Source organism: Ruegeria sp. ABD4_443, assembly GCF_056160865.1.
This window is the reverse complement of sequence record NZ_JBSWYA010000001.1, coordinates 163,918-183,661: the sequence shown is the minus strand read 5'-3', so window position 1 is coordinate 183,661 and position 19,744 is coordinate 163,918. Positions and strand designations below refer to the sequence as shown.

20 protein-coding genes are annotated in these 19,744 nt (G+C 60.1%); 11 read left to right on the top strand and 9 right to left on the bottom strand.

Features of this window, described 5'->3' with window-relative positions; genetic code table 11:
* Positions 1-20: 20 nt before the first annotated feature.
* Both ACXAG8_RS00960 and ACXAG8_RS00955 read left to right on the top strand, forming a co-directional pair.
* On the top strand, positions 21-278 hold the full coding sequence (locus ACXAG8_RS00960; protein ID WP_010440190.1) for an acyl carrier protein: 258 nt from the start codon (positions 21-23) through the stop codon (positions 276-278).
* Between the two features lie 9 nt (positions 279-287).
* The gene (locus ACXAG8_RS00955) at positions 288-1,496 is read left to right on the top strand and encodes a beta-ketoacyl-[acyl-carrier-protein] synthase family protein (protein WP_475221412.1); all 1,209 of its coding nucleotides are present in this window, start codon (positions 288-290) and stop codon (positions 1,494-1,496) included.
* Positions 1,497-1,545: 49 nt separating this feature from the next.
* Here ACXAG8_RS00955 and ACXAG8_RS00950 read toward each other — a convergent pair whose 3' ends face one another.
* On the bottom strand, positions 1,546-2,151 hold the full coding sequence (locus ACXAG8_RS00950) for an invasion associated locus B family protein (RefSeq protein ID WP_475221411.1): 606 nt from the start codon (positions 2,149-2,151) through the stop codon (positions 1,546-1,548).
* Positions 2,152-2,622: 471 nt separating this feature from the next.
* On the opposite strand from ACXAG8_RS00950, the gene ACXAG8_RS00945 reads away from it, so the two are divergent.
* On the top strand, positions 2,623-4,170 hold the full coding sequence (locus ACXAG8_RS00945; protein ID WP_475221410.1) for a helicase HerA-like domain-containing protein: 1,548 nt from the start codon (positions 2,623-2,625) through the stop codon (positions 4,168-4,170).
* A 56-nt stretch (positions 4,171-4,226) separates the two neighbouring features.
* Here the strand turns inward: ACXAG8_RS00945 and ACXAG8_RS00940 are convergent, their stop codons facing one another.
* From ACXAG8_RS00940 to ACXAG8_RS00915, 6 genes are all read right to left on the bottom strand, one after another.
* Positions 4,227-4,481 carry a hypothetical protein gene (locus ACXAG8_RS00940; protein ID WP_475221409.1) on the bottom strand — a complete coding sequence of 85 codons (255 nt, stop codon included), beginning with the start codon at positions 4,479-4,481 and terminating at the stop codon, positions 4,227-4,229.
* A 186-nt stretch (positions 4,482-4,667) separates the two neighbouring features.
* Positions 4,668-5,981, bottom strand: a complete 1,314-nt coding sequence (locus tag ACXAG8_RS00935) for a branched-chain amino acid ABC transporter permease (protein ID WP_475221408.1) — start codon at positions 5,979-5,981, stop codon at positions 4,668-4,670.
* The gene (locus tag ACXAG8_RS00930; protein WP_475221407.1) at positions 5,978-6,988 is read right to left on the bottom strand and encodes a branched-chain amino acid ABC transporter permease; all 1,011 of its coding nucleotides are present in this window, start codon (positions 6,986-6,988) and stop codon (positions 5,978-5,980) included. The genes ACXAG8_RS00935 and ACXAG8_RS00930 overlap by 4 nt, the downstream gene beginning before the upstream one ends.
* 85 nt (positions 6,989-7,073) lie before the next feature.
* Positions 7,074-7,904: an ABC transporter ATP-binding protein gene (locus ACXAG8_RS00925; RefSeq protein WP_475221406.1), complete on the bottom strand. Its 831-nt coding sequence runs from the start codon at positions 7,902-7,904 to the stop codon at positions 7,074-7,076.
* Positions 7,901-8,689, bottom strand: a complete 789-nt coding sequence (locus ACXAG8_RS00920; RefSeq protein WP_475221405.1) for an ABC transporter ATP-binding protein — start codon at positions 8,687-8,689, stop codon at positions 7,901-7,903. The genes ACXAG8_RS00925 and ACXAG8_RS00920 overlap by 4 nt, the downstream gene beginning before the upstream one ends.
* 127 nt (positions 8,690-8,816) lie before the next feature.
* The gene (locus tag ACXAG8_RS00915; RefSeq protein ID WP_475221404.1) at positions 8,817-9,998 is read right to left on the bottom strand and encodes an ABC transporter substrate-binding protein; all 1,182 of its coding nucleotides are present in this window, start codon (positions 9,996-9,998) and stop codon (positions 8,817-8,819) included.
* Positions 9,999-10,164: 166 nt separating this feature from the next.
* Between ACXAG8_RS00915 and ACXAG8_RS00910 the strand changes: the two genes are divergently transcribed.
* Both ACXAG8_RS00910 and ACXAG8_RS00905 read left to right on the top strand, forming a co-directional pair.
* Complete coding sequence (locus ACXAG8_RS00910) at positions 10,165-11,262, top strand: PQQ-dependent sugar dehydrogenase (protein WP_475221403.1); 1,098 nt, start codon at positions 10,165-10,167, stop codon at positions 11,260-11,262.
* Between the two features lie 26 nt (positions 11,263-11,288).
* The gene (locus tag ACXAG8_RS00905) at positions 11,289-11,816 is read left to right on the top strand and encodes a GNAT family N-acetyltransferase (protein WP_475221402.1); all 528 of its coding nucleotides are present in this window, start codon (positions 11,289-11,291) and stop codon (positions 11,814-11,816) included.
* A 21-nt stretch (positions 11,817-11,837) separates the two neighbouring features.
* Here the strand turns inward: ACXAG8_RS00905 and ACXAG8_RS00900 are convergent, their stop codons facing one another.
* On the bottom strand, positions 11,838-12,842 hold the full coding sequence (locus tag ACXAG8_RS00900; RefSeq protein WP_475221401.1) for a GlxA family transcriptional regulator: 1,005 nt from the start codon (positions 12,840-12,842) through the stop codon (positions 11,838-11,840).
* A gap of 168 nt (positions 12,843-13,010) precedes the next feature.
* Between ACXAG8_RS00900 and ACXAG8_RS00895 the strand changes: the two genes are divergently transcribed.
* Positions 13,011-14,381: a class II 3-deoxy-7-phosphoheptulonate synthase gene (locus ACXAG8_RS00895; RefSeq protein WP_475221400.1), complete on the top strand. Its 1,371-nt coding sequence runs from the start codon at positions 13,011-13,013 to the stop codon at positions 14,379-14,381.
* A gap of 66 nt (positions 14,382-14,447) precedes the next feature.
* On the opposite strand, the gene ACXAG8_RS00890 is transcribed toward ACXAG8_RS00895, so the two are convergent.
* Positions 14,448-15,122: a PAS domain-containing protein gene (locus tag ACXAG8_RS00890; protein WP_475221399.1), complete on the bottom strand. Its 675-nt coding sequence runs from the start codon at positions 15,120-15,122 to the stop codon at positions 14,448-14,450.
* 236 nt (positions 15,123-15,358) lie between these two features.
* Between ACXAG8_RS00890 and ACXAG8_RS00885 the strand changes: the two genes are divergently transcribed.
* The 5 genes from ACXAG8_RS00885 (at position 15,359) to ACXAG8_RS00865 (ending at position 19,741) form a co-directional block, all read left to right on the top strand.
* On the top strand, positions 15,359-16,249 hold the full coding sequence (locus ACXAG8_RS00885) for a YicC/YloC family endoribonuclease (RefSeq protein ID WP_475221398.1): 891 nt from the start codon (positions 15,359-15,361) through the stop codon (positions 16,247-16,249).
* 17 nt (positions 16,250-16,266) lie between these two features.
* Positions 16,267-16,908 (top strand): guanylate kinase, encoded by a 642-nt coding sequence (gene gmk / locus ACXAG8_RS00880; protein ID WP_475221397.1) that lies wholly within the window; start codon positions 16,267-16,269, stop codon positions 16,906-16,908.
* Entirely contained in the window at positions 16,905-17,447 is a 543-nt protein-coding gene (locus ACXAG8_RS00875; protein WP_475221396.1) for a gamma carbonic anhydrase family protein, read from the top strand. The genes gmk and ACXAG8_RS00875 overlap by 4 nt, the downstream gene beginning before the upstream one ends.
* 7 nt (positions 17,448-17,454) lie before the next feature.
* Positions 17,455-18,513 carry an ATP-binding protein gene (locus tag ACXAG8_RS00870; protein WP_475221395.1) on the top strand — a complete coding sequence of 353 codons (1,059 nt, stop codon included), beginning with the start codon at positions 17,455-17,457 and terminating at the stop codon, positions 18,511-18,513.
* A gap of 187 nt (positions 18,514-18,700) precedes the next feature.
* Positions 18,701-19,741 carry a substrate-binding domain-containing protein gene (locus ACXAG8_RS00865; protein ID WP_475221394.1) on the top strand — a complete coding sequence of 347 codons (1,041 nt, stop codon included), beginning with the start codon at positions 18,701-18,703 and terminating at the stop codon, positions 19,739-19,741.
* Positions 19,742-19,744: the final 3 nt, after the last annotated feature.

The window sequence follows — 19,744 nt, the reverse complement described above, 5'->3', positions numbered from 1 at the left end:
TCGTCAACCAGGGGACCGACATGAGCATCAGCGACCGCGTTATCGCAATCATTGCCGAACAGGCCGTGCTTGAACCCTCGGATGTGACGCCCGACAGCACGCTGGAGGATCTTGGTATCGACAGCCTGGGTCTGGTTGAAAGCATCTTTGCCATCGAAGAAGAGTTCGACATCACCGTACCGTTCAATGCCAATGAACCAACAGCCAGCGATTTCGACATTTCCAATGTCGCCGCAATCATTGCGGGCATCGAAAAGCTCGTATCGGAAAAGGTCTGACAAGCGGTCATGAAACGCGTTGTCATTACAGGTGCCGGCACCATCAACTCGCTTGGTCATTCCGTTGCGGATACGATGGAGGCCATGCGCGAAGGCCGGTGCGGGATTTCCGTGCTGGAGTTTCGCGACGTAGATCGCCTGGCCATCAAGATCGGCGGTCAGGTCCGCGGGTTCGAGGCCGAAGGGCGCTTTAACCGTCAGCAGATGACCCTGTATGACAGGTTCACCCAGTTCACTCTGACGGCCGCAAAAGAGGCGATCGACCAGTCCGGCCTTGTCTTTTCCGGCGACCTTGCGGCACGTTCCGGCGTGGTGCTGGGCACGGCCGGCGGTGGCGTTTCCACCTGGGACGACAATTACCGTTCGGTCTATGAAGACGGCAAGAACAGGGTGCACCCGTTTGTGGTCCCCAAGCTGATGAACAACGCGGCCGCAAGCCATGTGTCGATGGAACACAACCTCAAAGGTCCCAGTTTTACTGTTTCAACGGCCTGCGCGTCGTCCAACCACGCAATGGCGCAGGCCTTTCAGCTGGTCCGCAGCGGGGCTGCTCCGGCAATGGTCACTGGCGGGTCCGAATCCATGCTGTGCTTTGGCGGGGTCAAGGCCTGGGAAGGGCTGCGCGTGATGTCCAAGGACGCGTGCCGCCCGTTCAGTGCAAACCGCAATGGCATGGTACAGGGCGAAGGCGCCGGGGTTTTCGTGTTCGAAGAATACGACCATGCCAAGGCGCGCGGCGCGGATATCCTGTGCGAGGTGGTGGGTTTTGCCATGTCGTCGGATGCCTCGGATATCGTCATGCCCAGCAAACAGGGCGCAGCGCGGGCCATGTCCGGCGCGCTGTCCGATGCAAAGCTGAACGCCAGCGATGTCGGGTATATCAACGCCCACGGAACGGGCACGGCCGCCAATGACAAGACCGAATGCGCAGCGGTTGCAGATGTATTCGGACCCCACGCGGATGAGCTGATGATCTCGTCCACCAAATCCATGCATGGCCATCTGATCGGCGGCACCGGCGCGGTCGAGTTGCTGGCCTGTATCATGGCGCTGCGTGACGGGGTCATTGCGCCGACCATCGGTTATCAGGAACCCGATCCGGAATGCGCGCTGGACGTCGTACCGAACGAAGCGCGCGAAGCCCGTGTTGACGTGGCGCTCAGCAATGCGTTTGCCTTTGGTGGTCTGAACGCGGTGCTGGCCCTGAAACGGGTATGAAAAAGCCGCCGCGGGCTGCGCGGCGGCGATTCATTCGGGTTGCGCAAGCTTAGTTGACGTTGACAGTCAGCCCGTCAAACCCGGCGGTAAAGCCGCTCAGCGACATGTCCATGTTCAAGATCTGATCGGGCAGGCGCGCAGGCACCAGCGACAGAACCGCCTTTGAGCCGCCCTTCATCGCGTCGATATCGCCTTGCGTCAGGCCAAGCTGCGCCACGCAGCCGATCGGAACACAGTGGTGATAATTGTAAAGCTTGCGCGGCGCGCCGTCGATCGACACCGCAAGCTGCGCCTGCAACAGGGTTTCAAGCGGGACGATCACATTGGCCCAGGCCACAGCCGCGCCACCTTCGGGCAGCTTGCCCACGGTGATCTCGGCAATCGGCTCGCCTTGCTGGCCGTTGAGGATCTGGACCATGGCGCAGGGGTCTTCGCCGGTTTCTGTCTTGATGCACGAAACCTCCCAGTCGCCTGATGTTTCCTTGATATATTGCTCACCGACGCGCGGGCCGGATTCACCCAGATCCAGGTCTGCCGGAACGTCACCGGATTGCTGCGCCTCTGCCTCGGGCTCGGCTTCGGTTTCCTGCGCAAACCCTGCGGTACCGCAGAGCAGGGCCGCCGCAAGGGTGATAGGGGTCAGTTTCTTGATCATGAGTGCCTCATAGTTCTGATCGGAGTTTTGCCCCGGTCTATCATCCTGTTCCCGTGGTGTCAGGATCAAAGCTGTTTTCGGCACCCTATTCGTACGATTTTCCGCCGAAACCCAGCGGGCAAAGCGACCGCCGCAACCCTATCTTCAGCCAACGAAAAAGGGAGCCGAACAAACGGCTCCCTTCCGGTAATGTTTCTCCCCGTCGGACTGGCCGACTTATTTATGGGCAGACGTTACGAAAGGGCATCACGTCGGTCAACTGCTAACGTCAAAAATTAATGTTCGCGCGGGGAAAATTCGGGATGTTTCCGAAAAACAGGCAAAAAAGCCGTGCCCGAAGGCACGGCCAGTCGACAGGGAGGAAGTAAACCACCCCCACGCAGCGACGCGGAAGCGGTAATTTGACTATCGCAGTCAAAGGTTAAGTTTGTATGCTGGCCCCAGATCGGTGCTTTTCGGGACAGAATATACATGAGTGACAACATTTTCATCGGCGGCGCAGGTGCCGAATACGGGCAACCGGAAGAGCTTGCGCTGAAATACGCAAACCGCCACGGATTGATCGCGGGCGCGACGGGAACCGGCAAGACGGTGACGTTGCAGATCCTGGCAGAAGGGTTTTCCAAGGCCGGCGTGCCGGTGTTCCTGTCCGATGTCAAAGGCGACTTGTCCGGGCTTGCTTTGTCGGGCAGCGATTCTCACAAGCTGCATTCAGCCTTTACAGAACGGGCCGAACGAATCGGTCTGTCCGATTATGCCTATGGGGCCTGTCCGGTGGCGTTCTGGGACCTGTTCGGCAATCAGGGCCACCCGGTAAGAACCACCGTGACCGAGATGGGCCCTTTGTTGTTATCGCGCCTTCTTGAACTGAGCGAAGCCCAGGAAGGCATCCTGAACATCGCGTTCCGTGTCGCCGACGAAGAGGGCCTGCCGCTTTTGGACCTCAAGGACCTGCAATCCCTGCTGGTCTGGATCGGCGAAAACAGATCGAAACTGTCACTGCGCTATGGAAACGTGTCCACCGCGTCGATCGGGGCTATTCAACGCAGGCTGCTGGTCCTGGAAAACCAGGGCGGCAACAGCCTGTTTGGCGAACCAGCGCTGGCCCTGTCAGACCTGATGCGCACCGACGCCGCAGGACAGGGGGTGGTCAACATCCTGGCGTCGGACAAACTGATGGGCGCGCCGCGACTGTACGCGACCTTCCTGCTGTGGCTGCTGAGCGAATTGTTCGAAGAACTGCCCGAGGTTGGCGACCCCGACAAACCAAAGCTGGTGTTCTTTTTCGACGAGGCGCATCTGTTGTTCGAAGACGCGCCCAAGGTGCTGGTCGACAAGGTGGAACAGGTGGCCCGGCTGATCCGGTCCAAGGGGGTGGGGGTGTATTTCATCACCCAGAACCCGGCGGATATTCCCGAGGACATTCTTGGGCAATTGGGGAACAGGGTCCAACACGCGCTGCGCGCCTTTACGGCACGGGATCGAAAGAATTTGCGCCTGGCTGCGGAAACCTATCGCGAGAACCCCGAGTTTGATACCGAGGCCGCCATTCGCGAGGTCGGCGTCGGAGAGGCCGTCACCTCGATGCTGCAGAAAAAGGGCGTGCCCGGAGTGGTTGAACGCACCTTGATCCGCCCGCCCGCATCGCAATTGGGGCCGATTACCGATGCCGAACGCACGGCGATTATGGCCCGCTCGCCGATGGCTGGAAAATACGACACTGCCGTTGACCGCAAGTCGGCTTATGAAATCCTGCAGGCAAGGGCCGAACAGGCCGCGCGCGAGGCCGAAGCCGCCGAGGCAGAAGAGGTCGTGGAACAGCAATCGCCGATGCAGCGTGAATACGCCTCGGCGCGCAGATACAGCGGCAGCAGGGTCGGCCGGTCCACCGCGCGCAAAACGCGCAAGACCGACAGTTTTGCCAGCGCCATGAGCCAGGCCGTCATCAAAGAACTGAAAGGCACCACCGGCCGCCGGATCGTGCGCGGAATTCTGGGCGGGCTGTTTCGCGCCAGATAATTAGCGTCAGCCGACGCCCGGCGGGGTAGGTGGCCCCAAGCCGGGCGTCATTGCACCTAGCGGTTCAGGCGGCGCTGGCCTTCCTGTTTGCAATAGGCGTCCGCCTCGGGGACCGACATCTTGGTCGCCGGGAAATCAATTGCCCGGTCCCACGAAATCCGGTCGGGACGATAAAGCTGACAGGTCACCACGCCCTTGGGCGTCTGAACCTTGACTGGTGTGGTCTCCAGCTCTTCGGGGGTCGGGATGCAAGCGGTCAGCATCGCCAGAACGGGCAGCAGCCCGGCGGTTTTGATCAGGGGGGTTTTCATCACAGATATGTACTCGTTTGGTGTCAACAGAAGTGATCGTTACAGATCGGCAAATGGTGTGAGTGAATGCCGGTACACCACCGCTGAAACATGCGGTGGTGTACTGGCATAAGAAATTTACGCGCGCCAATCAAGAAAACCGGCCGGTTACGCGGCGTAATCTCGCCAATGTGAATGAAATGCGAACTATTTCTCGGGGATCAGGCCCCTTGGGCTGAATCTGAGAACAAGCAGCAGAATCAACCCCATGGTAAACAGGCGCATATGGGCCGCGCTGTCGATCAGGTGAGACTTAAGCGCGCTGCCATCCGGCATGCCAGACGTGATCAGGTTCATCAGCCACAGCCCGATGGGTTCGACCTGAACCCACAGGAACCAGATCAGAAACGCCCCCAGCACGGCGCCGAAATTGTTGCCCGACCCGCCCACGATCACCATCACCCAGACCAGGAAGGTAAAGCGCAGCGGTTGATAGGCGCTGGGGGTCAGCTGTCCGTCCAGCGTGGTCATCATCGCCCCTGCGATGCCGCAGATGGCCGATCCCAGCACAAAGATTTGCAGGTGGCGGCGGGTGACATCCTTGCCCATGGCCTCGGCCGCGACCTCATTGTCGCGAATGGCGCGCATCATGCGGCCCCAGGGGCTGCGCAGGGCCATTTGGGCCATCCATAGCAGGGTCAGCAAGACGACCATGAACAACAGCGAATAGCCAAGTTTGACGGACAGGGTCGACGCGGTGACCGGGTCCAGGCCAAGCCAGTCGGCGCGGGCGATAAATCCGGGATCCTGTTGCAGGTCGACCTCATAACCCACCACAGGCGCGGGGCGCGGGATGCCGTAGACGTTCTTGACGCCACGGGCCAACCAATCTTCGTTCTTCATGACCGCGATGATGATTTCGGCGATCCCCAGCGTGGCAATCGCCAGATAGTCCGAGCGCAGCCCCAAGGCCGTCTTGCCGATCAGCCATGCGGCCCCGGCGGCAAGCAATCCACCGGCAGGCCAGGCCAGCAACACCGGCAGGTTCAGACCGCCGATATTCCCGGCAATTGCGGGATCGATGGCCTCGACCGCTGCAATGCTGGGATCAAACACCGCGCGGTAGACAAAGAACCCGACGATCAGGATCGCAATGATGGCCAGGGTTCTGGCCCGCCCTTTTGGCATGCGGGTCGCAACCAGAACTGCGGCGACCACGGTTGCAGCCCCCAGCAACAGCGCCAGAACGATGCCATAGCCCCCCGCGGACCATGCCCCCGGTGTCGGCGGGGTTGAGACCAGCACGACCGCCAGACCGCCCAGCGCCACGAAACCCATGACGCCGACATTGAAAAGCCCGGCAAAGCCCCATTGCAGGTTCACCCCGATGGCCATGATGGCCGAGATCAGCCCCATGTTCAGGATCAGGATCGCCGTGTTCCAGCTTTGCGTGAAACCGGTCAACAGGATCAGGCCGCCGACAATAGCGAAAAGCAGAGTGTTTTTGACGGGCTCGGTCATACCGCTTTCCCTTTGAACAGGCCGGTGGGCTTAAACAGAAGAACAATCAGCAGGATCACGAAGCTGACCGCGAACTTGTAGTCGGTGGAAAGGAACTGCACCAATCCCGATGGCTCCAGACCTTCGGGCGCCAGGTAGGTCAGCACCTTTTTCCAGGCATAGGTGATGGTCACCTCGGAAAAGGCGATGATGAACCCGCCCGCAATGGCCCCCAGAGGGCTGCCAAGACCACCAACGATGGCCGAGGCAAAGATCGGCAGCAGCAGCTGGAAATAAACGAAGGGCTTAAAGCTTTTGTCGAGCCCGTAAAGTACGCCTGCCGTGGTCGCCAGTGCTGCAACGATGATCCAGGTGATCATCACCACGCGTTCGGGGTTGATACCGGATAGTAGCGCAAGATCCTCGTTATCCGAATAGGCGCGCATCGATTTACCTGTACGCGTCTTGTTGAGGAACCAGAACAAAGCGGCCACGGCGACCACCGCCACAACAACCGTGATGGCCTGAGAGGTCTTGATCGCCAGCCCCTCGTTCAGCCCCGTCCAGGTCTTGAAATCACGCGCTTTGATCAGAAAGCGCGCGCCGTCCGAGAACCTTTGGTCATCCGGTCCGATGATAAATCTTACCAGCCCGTTCATGATGAACATCACGCCCATCGAGACGATTACCAGTATGACCGGCTTGGCTTTTTGCTCGCGGTAAAACCTGTAAACAAGCCGATCCGTGACCAGCACCAGAACGATACAGCCCAAAATGGCAAAGGGCAGGGCGAGCAGAGCAGTCGGCAGCGGCCCGAAACTGACCCCGGCGGCCTGCAAGCCCCAAGTGACCATCACAGCGATCATCGCGCCAAAGGCCATCGTATCGCCATGGGCAAAATTCGAGAACCTCAGGATGCCATAGATCAGCGTCACCCCCAACGCGCCCAGCGCCAACTGGCTGCCATAGGCGATTGCGGGAACAAGAACGAAGTTGGAGAGCGCCACCAGGGCGTTGAGGAAGTCCATTAGTTCGTTACCTCATTTTCCAAGTTCGTTTGGCTTGTTTGTTTCGATGCACAGAGAGGAAATACAAGCATTGCAATCACTGGCCTCACCCCCCCAAGAAACTCTTACGAACCTCGGGATCGGCCAGAAGTTCCTTGCCCGTGCCGGTATAGGCGTTGCGCCCCTGAACCAGCACGTACCCTTTGTCCGCGATCTCCAGCGCTTGTCGGGCGTTCTGCTCAACCATCAGGATTGGCAGGCCGGTGCGCGAGACCTCGATGATCCGGTCGAACAGCTCATCCATCACGATGGGCGAGACACCGGCGGTCGGTTCGTCCAGCATCAGCACCTTGGGCTGGGTCATCAGCGCGCGGCCCACGGCGACCTGCTGGCGCTGGCCGCCCGACAGCTCTCCGGCGGCTTGGTTGCGCTTGTCGCGCAGGATGGGGAACAGGTCATAGACCTGTTCCATCGTCTGGCTGATGTCGTCGCGGCGGATGAAAGCGCCCATTTCCAGGTTCTCTTCTACCGTCATTGACGTGAAAATGTTCGACGTCTGAGGCACAAAGCCCATGCCCCGTTGAACGCGGTCTTGCGGGGTCAGGTTGGTGATGTCCTCGCCATCCAGCCGCACCGCGCCCGCGCGGACGTCCAGCATCCCGAACACGGCCTTCATCGCGGTGGATTTTCCTGCCCCGTTCGGGCCGACGATCACGGCGATTTCGCCCTTGTCGACTGCGATCGTGCAGTCATGCAGGATGTCCGGCCCCTTGCCGTACCCCCCCGTCATGGTGTCGCCAATCAAAAAGGGGCCACCTTCGACCTTGTGGGTTTCACCGCTTTTGCGATGTGCGGGTGTCATGGTGCCTACACCATGCGTATTGGTAATCGAGGCGTCCTTGTTGCCCTTGTCGTCCTGGTAGGGGTTGTCACTCATGCGCCCGCCTCCAGCTTGTCCTTGTTTTTCAGGCCGGTGCCCAGATAGGCCTCGATCACGTGCTCATTGGCTTTGATCTCGTCCAGGGTGCCCTCGGCCAGTACCTTGCCCTCGGCCATACAGATGACCGGGTCGCAGATCTTGCCGATGAAATCCATGTCATGTTCGATGACCACGAAGGTATATCCGCGTTCCTTGTTCAGGCGCAGGATGGTGTCGGCGATGGTCATCAGCAGGGTGCGGTTCACACCTGCGCCGACCTCGTCCAGGAACACGATCTTGGCGTCAACCATCATGGTGCGGCCAAGCTCCAGCAGCTTCTTCTGCCCGCCCGAGACCTGACCCGCCTTGTGATCGGCCAGGTGTTCGATGGTCAGAAACTCCAGCACCTCATCAGCCTTGGCGCGCAGGGCGCGTTCTTCGTTGGCGATCCGTTTGCGCCCGAACCAGGTGTTCCACAGCGATTCACCTGATTGTGCGCCCGGCACCATCATCAGGTTCTCGCGGCAGGACATCGACGAGAACTCATGCGCGATCTGAAAAGTGCGCAGAAGGCCCTTGTGAAACAGCTCGTGCGGGGGCAGGCCGGTAATATCTTCGCCATCCATGAAGACACGGCCCGACGTCGGAGGAAGAACGCCCGCGATCACGTTGAAAAGAGTGGTTTTTCCGGCTCCGTTCGGCCCGATCAGGCCGGTGATTGAGCCTTTTTGGATTTCCAGCGATGCCCCATCCACCGCATGAAACCCGCCGAAATGCTTATGCACGTCTTCGACGACGATCATCTTATCCCCTAGCCGCCGTTTTCGGCGTTGTTGCCCCATCCCCTGTGTGAAAGGTGCGGCCTTTTGTCATTGAAACAGCCCGGACACAAGGCCCGGGCTGCTTGTTTTTATGACCGTTCAGTCCTGATCAACGGAAGTTGACGGTCTTGTTTTCGCCGTCGGTGACTTCGATCTCGCGATAGGAACCCGCGCTTTCGCCGGGGCCGATCAGCTCAACGCCGGATGCGCCGACATAGTCGATGTCCTGACCCGCAGCCAGCAGTTCTAGACCCTTGGCCAGTTCACCGGGATAAATCTTCTCGCCCGGTTCGTTGGCAACATCCATGATCTTGGCGCCGTATTCGGCGGGGTTGGTCGATCCTGCGGCCTGCATTGCCAGCATGAACAGCGCAGCCGCATCATAGGATTCGGGCGAATAGGGCGACGAACCGTCAAAACCCGCGGCTTCGGCCATGGCAAAGTACTTTTCAGCGCCTTCACCGCCCGAACCTGCGATCTGACCGAACGAGCCGTTCAGGTCGGGGCCGACATTTGCGGGCAGCGAGTCACCGATCATGCCGCCGGGCAGACCGAACGTGTCAAACGCGCCGCTGTCCAGCGACGATTGGATGATGCCCAGGCCACCCTGGTCCAGATAGCCTGCAACGACCAGAATGTCGCCACCGGCCGAGGCCAGCGCGCCCACTTCGGCCGAGTAATCCGCCTTGCCGTCTTCGTGTGCGGCCACGATGGTCACTTCGCCACCGGCTGCTTCGAACGAGGACTGGATCGCGTCCGCCAGGCCCTTGCCATAGTCGTTGTTGGTATAGGTCAGCGCGATTGAGCTGATGCCACGGTCTTTCAGGATGTCTGCCATCACCTGGCCTTCGCGCGCATCCGACGGGGCGGTGCGGAAGAACAGGCCGTTATCTTCCATGGTCGACAGGCCGGGCGAGGTTGCCGAGGGCGAGATCATGACCATGCCATTGGGAATGGCGACGTTTTGCAGGATCGCACCGGTCACACCCGAGCAATCGCCGCCGATGATGCCAGCCACGCCGTCGGCGATCATGCGTTCACCGTTCGAGGTCGCCAGGCCATTGTCGATACAGCCAGTATCGGCCCGCGACGCGGTCACAGCGGCACCATCCAGCAGTTTGCCGGACTCGGTGACTTCGGCCATGGCCAGTTCTGCGCCGGCTCCCATCGCCGGGGCCAGCGATTCAATCGGACCGGTAAATCCGAACAGAACACCCAGCGATACATCATCGGCCATTGCGGTGCCCGCCATCAGAGCGGTTGCTGCAGTTGCAGTAAGCAGCTTTTTCATATGGTAACTCCCTGTTTGGAACGTATTCGTTCTGCCCTAGACCCTAGGCAAGCAATCCAAAAAAGAAAAGTCCAAACAAACCGTGCCTTTTCGGTGCATAATCCTATTTAATCCTAGGGGCTTGGCACCCTTTGTTGCGGTCAGGCCAGGACAGGAGCACCGTGTGATGAGAACCCTTTACCTTACGTTGGTCTTTCTCTGCGTTGCAGCGGGCGCGATGTCCGAACAGATGCAGACATCCTTGGGGCGTGTGCATGTGGAACAGATGGTGGCAAACCTGGATACGCCCTGGGCAATCGGCATCCTGCCCGGCGGTGCCTTTTTGGTGACCCAGCGCGGCGGGACGCTGACATATGTCGATCAGGGGCGCAGGCGTTCCGTTTCAGGTGTGCCCAAGGTCGCAACCACAGGGCAGGGCGGATTGCTGGACGTGACGATCGCCCGCGATTTTGCCCAAAGCCGCGAAGTGTTTCTGACCTTTGCCAAGCCACAAAGGGGCGGGGCGGGTACGGCGCTGGCCGTTGCGCGGTTGTCGCGCAATGGCGGGCGTCTGACAGATACCCGCATTCTGTTCGAGGCCCGCCCCGGTGGAACGGGGGGCAGGCATTTCGGATCACGGGTGGTCGAACGCGCTGACGGGACCCTGTTTGTAACAGTGGGCGAACGCGGTGACCGGCCCGCGGCGCAAGACCTGTCCAATCATCTGGGCACGGTGGTTCGGATCGGGCGCGATGGCGCGGTGCCCCCCGACAATCCCTTTGTGGGCCGGGACGGCGCGCGGCCCGAAATCTGGTCCTATGGCCACCGCAACCCGCAAGGCGCGGCCTTGGATGCGCAAGGGCAGCTTTGGGTGTCGGAACACGGCGCGCGCGGCGGGGACGAGGTCAACCGCGTGCGGCGTGGTGCCAATTACGGATGGCCCGTGATTTCATACGGGACGCATTATTCCGGCGAAAAGATCGGCGAGGGGACCGCGAAGCCGGGAATGGAACAGCCCGCGCATTATTGGGACCCCTCAATCGCACCGTCCGGGTTGCTGGTCTATTCGGGGAAACTCTGGCCCGAATGGAAAGGCGACATCTTTGTCGGATCGCTCAAGTACGACTATATCGCACGGCTTGCGGGCAATCCGCTGCGCGAGGTGGAACAGATCAAGGGGCCCGAAACGGAACGCGTCCGCGATATTGTCGAAGGTCCGGACGGCGCGATCTGGTTCCTGTCGGTCGGGCGGGGTGCCGTTTACAGGATGGTGCCGTTGAAATAGCCTGCAAAGGCAGGGTGGATTTCGGAATGCGTGACTATGAAATCGAGCTATGTGAAACCATCCCGCCCCGGCGGGATTTGGACGCGATCCTTGCACAGTATTATCAGCTTATCGTCCGCCGGATGCAGGGCATGGGGTTCGAGATCGACCCCGCCGCGCCCGAAAGTGCGCTGGACGAGTTTTGGGCCAACACAGGCGACTACCTGCCGCCAAACGGCTGTCTTATCGTCGCCCGAGACACCGGGGGCACGATTGTCGGATGCGGAATGATGAAACGGTTCGATCAGCAGACAGGTGAGCTGAAACGGGTATTCGTCACCGAACGGGCACGCGGCACCGGGTTGGGGCGCGCGCTGATCGAGGCGCGGGAACAGGCCGCGCGTGACATGGGGCTGACGCGGCTCATTGCCGATACGCTGACCCCAAATGTCGAAATGCGAAGCCTGTACCCCAAGCTTGGTTTCGTGGAATTGGACGAACCGATCAGGACGACAACCTATCTGGATCAGCCGATGTTACGGCCGCATCTGCACTATTTCGCCAAAGACCTGTGACCCGCCGCCGAATCCGGTGGCTTAGACAGACAACCGGCCTGCCTGCGCCCCGCGTTCACGATAGGGGGTGGTGTTGTAATGGGCCCTGTAGCATTTCGAAAAATGACTGGGCGAGGCAAAGCCGCAAGCCAGCGCCACGTTGATGACGCTCATATCGGTTTGCATCAGCAGGTTGCGCGCTTTGTGCAGACGCAATTCCATGTAATACCGCTTGGGCGATCGGCTCAGATACCGGCGGAACAGGCGTTCCAGCTGACGGGTCGACATGCCGACATCCTTGGCCAGGATCGAGGGCGAGATCGGCTCCTCGATGTTCTTTTCCATCATCAGGATGACCTGGCTCAGCTTGGGGTGGCGGACACCGATGCGGGTGGGCGTAGACAGGCGCTGCGTGTCCTGGTCGGTCCGGATCGAGGAATAGATCATCTGATCCGCCACCGCATTGGCCAGATCCTCGCCAAAATCCTGCGCTATCATCTTCAGCATCAGGTCGATGGACGAGGTGCCGCCCGCCGTTGTCATCCGGTTTCCGTCCATCTGGAACACGGATTTCGTCAGTTCGACATTTTCGAATTCTTCGGTAAAGCTGTCTGCGTTTTCCCAGTGGATCGTGGCACGCTTGCCTTCCAGCAAACCGGCCTTGGCCAGGGTATAGGCCGCCGTACACAGGCCACCGATCTTGACGCCTTTGCGGGCCTCGCGGCGCAGCCAGTTCAGCACCTTTTTGGTTGTCGCCGCCTGCACGTCGACACCGCCGCAGACGATGATCACCTCATCGCGCTGCAATTCACGCAGGTCAGTATCCAATTTGAACGTGGTACCGGCCGAGCAGGTGACGACCTCGCCATCCTCGCCCGCCAAAGTCCAGGAATAGATCGGCCGATCAGCCATCCTGTTTGCGATACGCAGGCTGTCCAGCGCCGAAGCAAAGGACAACAACGAGAACCTTTCCAGAAGGACGAATACAAAATTCAGCGGCTTTGCGTCGCTGCCGTCCACTGGGACAACTTGGCGTTGCTCTTGCATGGCGAACTGTCCTTGATTCGGAGACCGCACTTCCCTGCATGCGGCGGATTTGGCCGCCACCTTGCTCAAAGCTTGTTTACGTCGTCAAGAGGCGCAAATGGGATATGGCCACCCGGACCTGCATTTTGTATAGAGACGGCCTGAAATAACTCAGCGGAGATCCAAGCTATGACCGAGTGGCAAAAAACGAACTGGCGCAACAAGCCCCGAGTTCAAATGCCCGACTATACCGACGCGGCCGCATTGGCCAAAGTCGAGGCGCAGCTTTCGCAATATCCACCGCTGGTTTTTGCAGGCGAGGCGCGGCGGCTGAAACAGCATCTGGGCGCCGCCGGTCGTGGCGAGGCCTTCTTGCTGCAGGGCGGGGATTGCGCTGAAAGCTTTGAACAATTCAGCGCAGACGCGATCCGCGATACGTTCCAGGTCATGCTGCAAATGGCCATGGTCCTGACCTATGGCGCCAAGGTTCCGGTGATCAAGGTCGGGCGCATGGCCGGACAGTTTGCCAAACCGCGCAGCGCACCGACCGAGGTTGTGGATGGCGTGGAACTGCCCAGCTATCGTGGTGACATCATCAACGAACTGGCCTTTACCCCCGAAGCACGGATTCCGAATCCGGCCAAGATGCTGCAGGCCTATACGCAGGCGGCGGCGACGCTCAACCTGTTGCGCGCCTTTTCCACGGGTGGTTTCGCCGACATGAGCCGGGTGCATTCCTGGACGCTGGGGTTCACCGGTGAACAGGATGTTCAGAAATATTCGGAAATCGCGGACCGGATTCAGGACACGATCGATTTCATGGGCGCGGCCGGAATTTCTGGCAGCACCACGCATGAATTCTCGACCGTCGAATTCTACACAAGCCACGAAGGCCTGCTGCTGGAATACGAAGAGGCGCTGACGCGGATGGATTCGACCTCGGGCAACTGGCTGGCGGGGTCCGGGCACATGATCTGGATCGGTGACCGCACCCGGCAACCGGATGGTGCGCATGTTGAATTCTGCAGCGGCGTGCTGAACCCCATCGGCCTGAAATGCGGACCGACGACAACGGCCGAAGACCTCAAGGTTCTGATGTCCAAGCTGAACCCCGAAAACGAAGAGGGGCGGCTGACCCTGATCGCCCGCTTTGGAGCGGGCAAGGCGGCCGAACATCTGCCGCGGCTTATCCAGGCCGTGAAAGAGGAAGGCGCAACCGTGACCTGGGTTTGCGATCCGATGCATGGCAATACGATCAAATCGGCCACTGGCTACAAGACGCGCCCGTTTGATTCCGTCCTGCGCGAGGTCCGCGACTTCTTTGGCGTGCACGAAGCCGAAGGAACAATCCCGGGCGGCGTTCATTTCGAGATGACCGGACAGGATGTGACCGAATGCACCGGCGGCGTCCGTGCCGTGACCGAAGAGGACCTGTCGGACCGCTACCACACGGCCTGCGACCCGCGTCTGAATGCGACGCAATCGCTGGAACTGGCCTTTTTGGTCGCCGAAGAGCTGACCAACCTGCGCCGCAACGGCAAGAAACGCGCGGCCAGCTGACAGGCTGAATCAACACCAAAGAACGGCGGGTCAGGTACCCGCCGTTTTTCTTTGGGCCATCAAACCTTAGTCCTCGCGCGAGGCGACCAGGCGCAGGTGATTGGCCGGACGTTTGAACCCGTCCTGATCTTCGGCAAACCCGGCGGGCGTCTTATGTGCGGGTCGGATTCGGGCCGGTATGTCCGATACCGCCCGGATGTTCCGGTCCGACACGGAAAAACGGCGCGGCGTCACCCCAATTGCACCGTCGCTGACCATGACCCCCAACACGCGGCTGACATCCCCCAAATCGCTTTTCAACGGCAACAGGATCATGCGCGCCTGCAGGCGTGCCCGACCGATCTTGCCGCCCGACACAAGGCCCAGTTCCGCAATCGACGGGCCGGCAAATACCTGTTCCAGTATGTCCACGGCATCCGAACGCGCGCCGGGCTCGAAAAACGAGGTCAGCGGCATGCCCCGCACCTCCATCCCTGCGATTTTGTTCAGATGGCTGCCTGCCAGACGAAACCGGGCCAGGCCGGGCGCGATCCGTTCCAGGATGAACGTGTATTCAAGGATGTTTTCCAGGCCGCGCGGGTCGATTTGAGACCGCGCAGGCACGCCATCCTGCCCCAGCAGGGCGGTCCAATAGGCCTCGGCCTGACGGATGGGTGTTACTGTGCGCCCACTGTCAAAGCGGTCCATTGCAACGATCTTTCCAAGTTTGGTCCCGGAAATGTTCCCGAAGATAGTTTTCACCTTTAACCCTCCGTGCCGATCGTCTGACATTTTCCTAAAATGTTGCACATCTGGCGGGGTCAAGGATGACCCGCCTTGTGATGATCAGTCTGGCACGGGTTGATTCAATTTTGGATCAATTCTTTAACGAATGGTTAACCCGCACCGATCAGGGGCAAACTCAGCAAACTCTTGCTCTGGGGCCGGGGATGGCATTAGGTGCCCCAAACGGGCGATACACGCAGGAAAGGGCAGGTATGATCAGATCCATGACCGGGTTTGCCGCGGGCAAGGGAAGCTTTGGCGCTCATAGCTGGAGCTGGGAACTGCGCAGTGTCAACGGCAAGGGCCTGGACATGCGGGTGCGGGTGCCGGACTGGCTGACCGGCCTTGAGGCCGCGCTGAGGGCGGCGTTGTCCAAGCAGGTGCGGCGCGGCAACGTGACCCTGTCGCTGCGCCTGAGCCGCGACGACACGACCGCCGCAATTGCCCTGGACGAAGCCGCTGTCGCCACGATCTTGGATGCGCTTGCCCGCACCGAGGCACTGGCGGATGAGCGCGGGGTGTCGCTGGCGCAATCCCGGGCCTCGGACCTTCTGTCGCTGAGGGGGGTCATGGAAGCCGGAACCGACAGCGATGACCCGGCACCGCTTGTCGCGCATCTGACGTCAGAGTTCTCAGACCTGCTGGCGGCGTTCCTGGATATGCGCCAATCCGAGGGCACGGCACTGGCCACCATCCTGAAAGCACAGTTGGACACAATCGAACAGCTGACCGCATCCGCAGCCGAACTGGCTGAACAGCGCAAGGCCGCGATGGCCGACGTGCTGCGGGAAAACCTGAAACTGGTGCTGGATAACAGCCAGGGCGCCGACCCGGACCGGGTTGCACAGGAACTGGCGCTGATCGCGGTCAAATCCGATATCACCGAAGAAATCGACAGGCTGTCCGCCCATGTCGCCGCGGCTCGCACTTTGCTGAACCAGGACGGTGCCGTGGGTCGAAAGCTGGATTTTCTGATGCAGGAGTTCAACCGCGAAGCCAACACATTGTGCTCCAAGTCCCAGAACTCGGACCTGACCGCTGTTGGCCTGGAGTTGAAGGCAGTGATAGACCAATTGCGCGAGCAAGTGCAGAATGTCGAATGAATACAAGGACACATGACATGACGGATCGCCGAGGTCTTTTAATCATCCTGTCGTCGCCATCGGGTGCCGGGAAATCAACGCTGGCGCGCCGGCTCATGTCCTGGGACCCCGCGCTGGAGTTTTCGGTTTCGGCCACGACCCGCGCGCCCCGCGACGGCGAAGAACATGGGCGCGAGTATTACTTTCTGAGCGAGGAAAGTTTCAAACAACAGGTTGCCTCAGGTCAGATGCTGGAACATGCGCATGTGTTCGGGAACTTCTACGGATCACCCGCAGGGCCAGTGCGCCAATCCATCGAGGCCGGGCGGGACGTTCTGTTCGACGTGGATTGGCAGGGCGAGGTTCAGATCCGCAATTCCGAACTGGGCAAGCACGCGCTGTCGATCTTTATCCTGCCGCCATCCATTCGCGAATTGCGCCGCCGTCTTGAAACCCGCGGCCAGGATTCCGAAGACGTGATCGCGCGCCGCATGCTGAAAAGCTGGGACGAGATCAGCCACTGGGGGTATTATGACTATGTTCTGGTCAATGATGACCTGGATACAACCGAAGAAAAGCTGAGGACGATCGTCAGCGCAGAGCGCATGCGCAGAATTCAGCAACCTTCGCTGCAGAACCACGTCCGCACCCTGCAAAGCGAATTCGAGGCAATGTCATGACCGTTTACGCATTGGGGCCGCATGTGCCGCAAATTCACGCCGATACCTGGGTCGCCCCGGATGCAAACCTGGTGGGCCAGGTGGTGCTGGAGCAGGGGGCCTCGGTCTGGTTCGGCTGCACCATCCGCGCCGACCACGAAGAGATACGGGTCGGGCAGGGCAGCAATGTCCAGGAGAACTGTGTCATGCATATCGACGCGGGCTTTCCATTGACCATCGGCCGCAACTGCACCATCGGCCACAAGGTGATGCTGCATGGCTGCACGATTGGCGACAATAGCCTGATCGGCATGGGGGCGATCGTGCTGAACGGGGCGAAAATCGGGCGGAACTGCCTGATCGGTGCAGGGGCATTGATCACCGAGGGCAAGGAAATACCGGACAATTCGCTGGTCATGGGGGCGCCGGGCAAGGTCGTGCGCACGCTTGATGACGCCGCCGCAAAGCGGATTGAAATAAGCGCGTTACATTATCAGGAGAATATGCGCCGATTCCGGGACAGCCTGGTGCCGGTTCCTTCTGAAACAGACGCGCGATAATCCAACCATGACCGACAAGCTGCTTGCCGAATTCGTGTCGGCCATCCCGGTGCCGGCCCTGGTTGTTGACCGGACCGAACGGATCATCGCGACCAACACGGACGCCAAGACGCTGTTGGGGCAAAACATCACGGGCCGTCATTTCGCGACGATCCTGCGGCAACCCCAGGTCATCGAAGCGTTAGAGCAAAGCCTGCGTACCAAGGGCCCCGCAACAACGCGTCACCTTGCCAATGACGGCGCCCAGGACACCACATTCGAATTCAAGTGCCGATACATGAACGGCGTCGGCGCAGCCTCGGGCGGGGCGGTTCTGGCGATCTTTCAGGATATCACGCATATGGAACAGGCCAGCCAGATGCGCCGGGACTTTGTGACCAATGTCAGCCACGAGTTGCGAACACCCCTGACTGCGTTGATGGGGTTCATCGAGACCTTGCGCGGCCCGGCGCGTGACGACCCGGCGGCACGCGACCGGTTCCTGCAGATCATGGACGAAGAAGCCAGCCGCATGAACCGGCTGGTGGGCGACCTGCTTTCGCTGAACCGGGTCGAAAGCCAGGAACGTATCCGTCCAAAGAATGACCTGGACCTGAAAGGCCTGCTGGCCTCAACGCTGGATTCCCTGCGCCCGCTGGCCGAGGACGCCAAGGTCACGCTTGGCCTCAAGGCACCGGATGAGCCGGTTCTGGTGAAAGGCGACAGCGACCAGCTGCGGCAGGTATTCACCAACCTTGTCGAGAACGGGATCAAATATGGCGCCAGTGGCGGCAGTGTCGACATTCGTGTCACCATATCAGACCGCGATACCGCCATGCGTGGCCCTGCGGCGCGCATTCAGGTTGTCGACAAGGGGCCGGGCATCGACCCCCAGCACCTGCCGCGCCTGACCGAAAGATTCTATCGCGCCGACAGCCACCGCTCGCGGCAATTGGGGGGCACCGGTCTGGGGTTGGCCATCGTCAAGCATATCGTCAACCGACACCGGGGGCGTCTGCGGGTCGAAAGCGATCTGGGCAAAGGCACCGTGTTTACCGTCATCCTGCCGCGCCAGGCCGGAAATTGACGCGGGCTATCGCCCTGAGACCTTAAGCGGCGGGATACGGCTGACCTTGGGTAAAAACCCAAAAAAGCCGCCCCTTGTCATAAAACTGTTACGTTGGTGTCACAAAAGCTTTGCCCAAGGCCCCTAGGGGTTCGGCCAGGATCATCATGGGGGTGATCATGAACACTTCTCTACCAAGGAGACTTAAATGTCCTTTGTGAAACTGTCGGCTTCGGCCATTGCCATTGCTGCCGTATCGGCCACCGCTGCCGCCGCACGCGACAACGTCCAGGTTGCCGGTTCGTCGACCGTGCTGCCCTACGCCTCGATCGTTGCCGAACTGTTCGGCGAGAACACCGATTTCCCGACGCCGGTTGTTGAATCGGGCGGTTCCTCGGCTGGCCTCAAGCGCTTCTGTGAAGGCGTTGGCGAAAACACCATCGACGTTGCAAACGCATCGCGTGCCATCCGCGAAAAAGAGATCAAGGCCTGTGCCGAAAACGGTGTCACCGACATCATGGAAGTGCGCATCGGTTATGACGGCATCGTTTTTGCAAGCCAGCAGTCTGGCCCTGCATTCAACGCGTTTGAGCCTGCCGACATCTTCAACGCTCTGGGTTCGAAGGTTCTGAAAGACGGCGAGATCGTCGACAACCCTTACAACTCCTGGGCCGAATTCAATGGCGATCTGCCTGACGTTGAAATTGCAGCCTTCATCCCCGGCACCAAGCACGGCACCCGTGAAGTGTTCGAAGAAAAAGTTCTGCTGATCGGCTGTGAAGCAACCGGCGCCATGGAAGCGATGATCGCTGGCGGCATGAGCGAAGACGACGCAGAAGATGCATGCCTGGACGTTCGTACAGATGGCAAGTCGGTCGATATCGACGGTGACTACACCGAGACCCTGGCCCGTATTGACACCAACCCCAACGGCATCGGCATCTTTGGTCTGGCGTTCTACGAGAACAACACCGACAAGCTGAAAGTTGCGACCATGTCGGGTATCGCACCGTCGACCGAGACCATTTCGACCGGTGAATACCCCGTGTCGCGCCCGCTGTTCTTCTATGTCAAGAAAGCGCATATCGGCGTGATCCCTGGCCTGAAAGAATACGCTCAGTTCTTTACCGCTGACGAGATCGCAGGCGGTTCGGGCCCGCTGGCCAACTATGGCCTGGTTGCCGACCCTGAACTGGCCGCGACCCAGGACGCGATTGCCAACGAAGTAACCCTGGGTTCGGACAGCTAAGTC

Excerpts from the sequence above, each read along its gene's own strand:
- ACXAG8_RS00870 (WP_475221395.1), top strand. The coding sequence starts at position 17,455 with ATGACCGACAAGCTGCTTGCCGAATTCGTGTCGGCCATCCCGGTGCCG.
- ACXAG8_RS00950 (WP_475221411.1), bottom strand. The coding sequence starts at position 2,151 with ATGATCAAGAAACTGACCCCTATCACCCTTGCGGCGGCCCTGCTCTGC.
- ACXAG8_RS00955 (WP_475221412.1), top strand. The coding sequence starts at position 288 with ATGAAACGCGTTGTCATTACAGGTGCCGGCACCATCAACTCGCTTGGT.
- gmk (WP_475221397.1), top strand. The coding sequence starts at position 16,267 with ATGACGGATCGCCGAGGTCTTTTAATCATCCTGTCGTCGCCATCGGGT.
- ACXAG8_RS00945 (WP_475221410.1), top strand. The coding sequence starts at position 2,623 with ATGAGTGACAACATTTTCATCGGCGGCGCAGGTGCCGAATACGGGCAA.
- ACXAG8_RS00885 (WP_475221398.1), top strand. The coding sequence starts at position 15,359 with ATGATCAGATCCATGACCGGGTTTGCCGCGGGCAAGGGAAGCTTTGGC.
- ACXAG8_RS00940 (WP_475221409.1), bottom strand. The coding sequence starts at position 4,481 with ATGAAAACCCCCCTGATCAAAACCGCCGGGCTGCTGCCCGTTCTGGCG.
- ACXAG8_RS00875 (WP_475221396.1), top strand. The coding sequence starts at position 16,905 with ATGACCGTTTACGCATTGGGGCCGCATGTGCCGCAAATTCACGCCGAT.
- ACXAG8_RS00905 (WP_475221402.1), top strand. The coding sequence starts at position 11,289 with ATGCGTGACTATGAAATCGAGCTATGTGAAACCATCCCGCCCCGGCGG.
- ACXAG8_RS00925 (WP_475221406.1), bottom strand. The coding sequence starts at position 7,904 with ATGAGTGACAACCCCTACCAGGACGACAAGGGCAACAAGGACGCCTCG.
- ACXAG8_RS00865 (WP_475221394.1), top strand. The coding sequence starts at position 18,701 with ATGTCCTTTGTGAAACTGTCGGCTTCGGCCATTGCCATTGCTGCCGTA.
- ACXAG8_RS00960 (WP_010440190.1), top strand. The coding sequence starts at position 21 with ATGAGCATCAGCGACCGCGTTATCGCAATCATTGCCGAACAGGCCGTG.
- ACXAG8_RS00915 (WP_475221404.1), bottom strand. The coding sequence starts at position 9,998 with ATGAAAAAGCTGCTTACTGCAACTGCAGCAACCGCTCTGATGGCGGGC.
- ACXAG8_RS00920 (WP_475221405.1), bottom strand. The coding sequence starts at position 8,689 with ATGATCGTCGTCGAAGACGTGCATAAGCATTTCGGCGGGTTTCATGCG.
- ACXAG8_RS00935 (WP_475221408.1), bottom strand. The coding sequence starts at position 5,981 with ATGACCGAGCCCGTCAAAAACACTCTGCTTTTCGCTATTGTCGGCGGC.
- ACXAG8_RS00930 (WP_475221407.1), bottom strand. The coding sequence starts at position 6,988 with ATGGACTTCCTCAACGCCCTGGTGGCGCTCTCCAACTTCGTTCTTGTT.
- ACXAG8_RS00910 (WP_475221403.1), top strand. The coding sequence starts at position 10,165 with ATGAGAACCCTTTACCTTACGTTGGTCTTTCTCTGCGTTGCAGCGGGC.
- ACXAG8_RS00900 (WP_475221401.1), bottom strand. The coding sequence starts at position 12,842 with ATGCAAGAGCAACGCCAAGTTGTCCCAGTGGACGGCAGCGACGCAAAG.
- ACXAG8_RS00895 (WP_475221400.1), top strand. The coding sequence starts at position 13,011 with ATGACCGAGTGGCAAAAAACGAACTGGCGCAACAAGCCCCGAGTTCAA.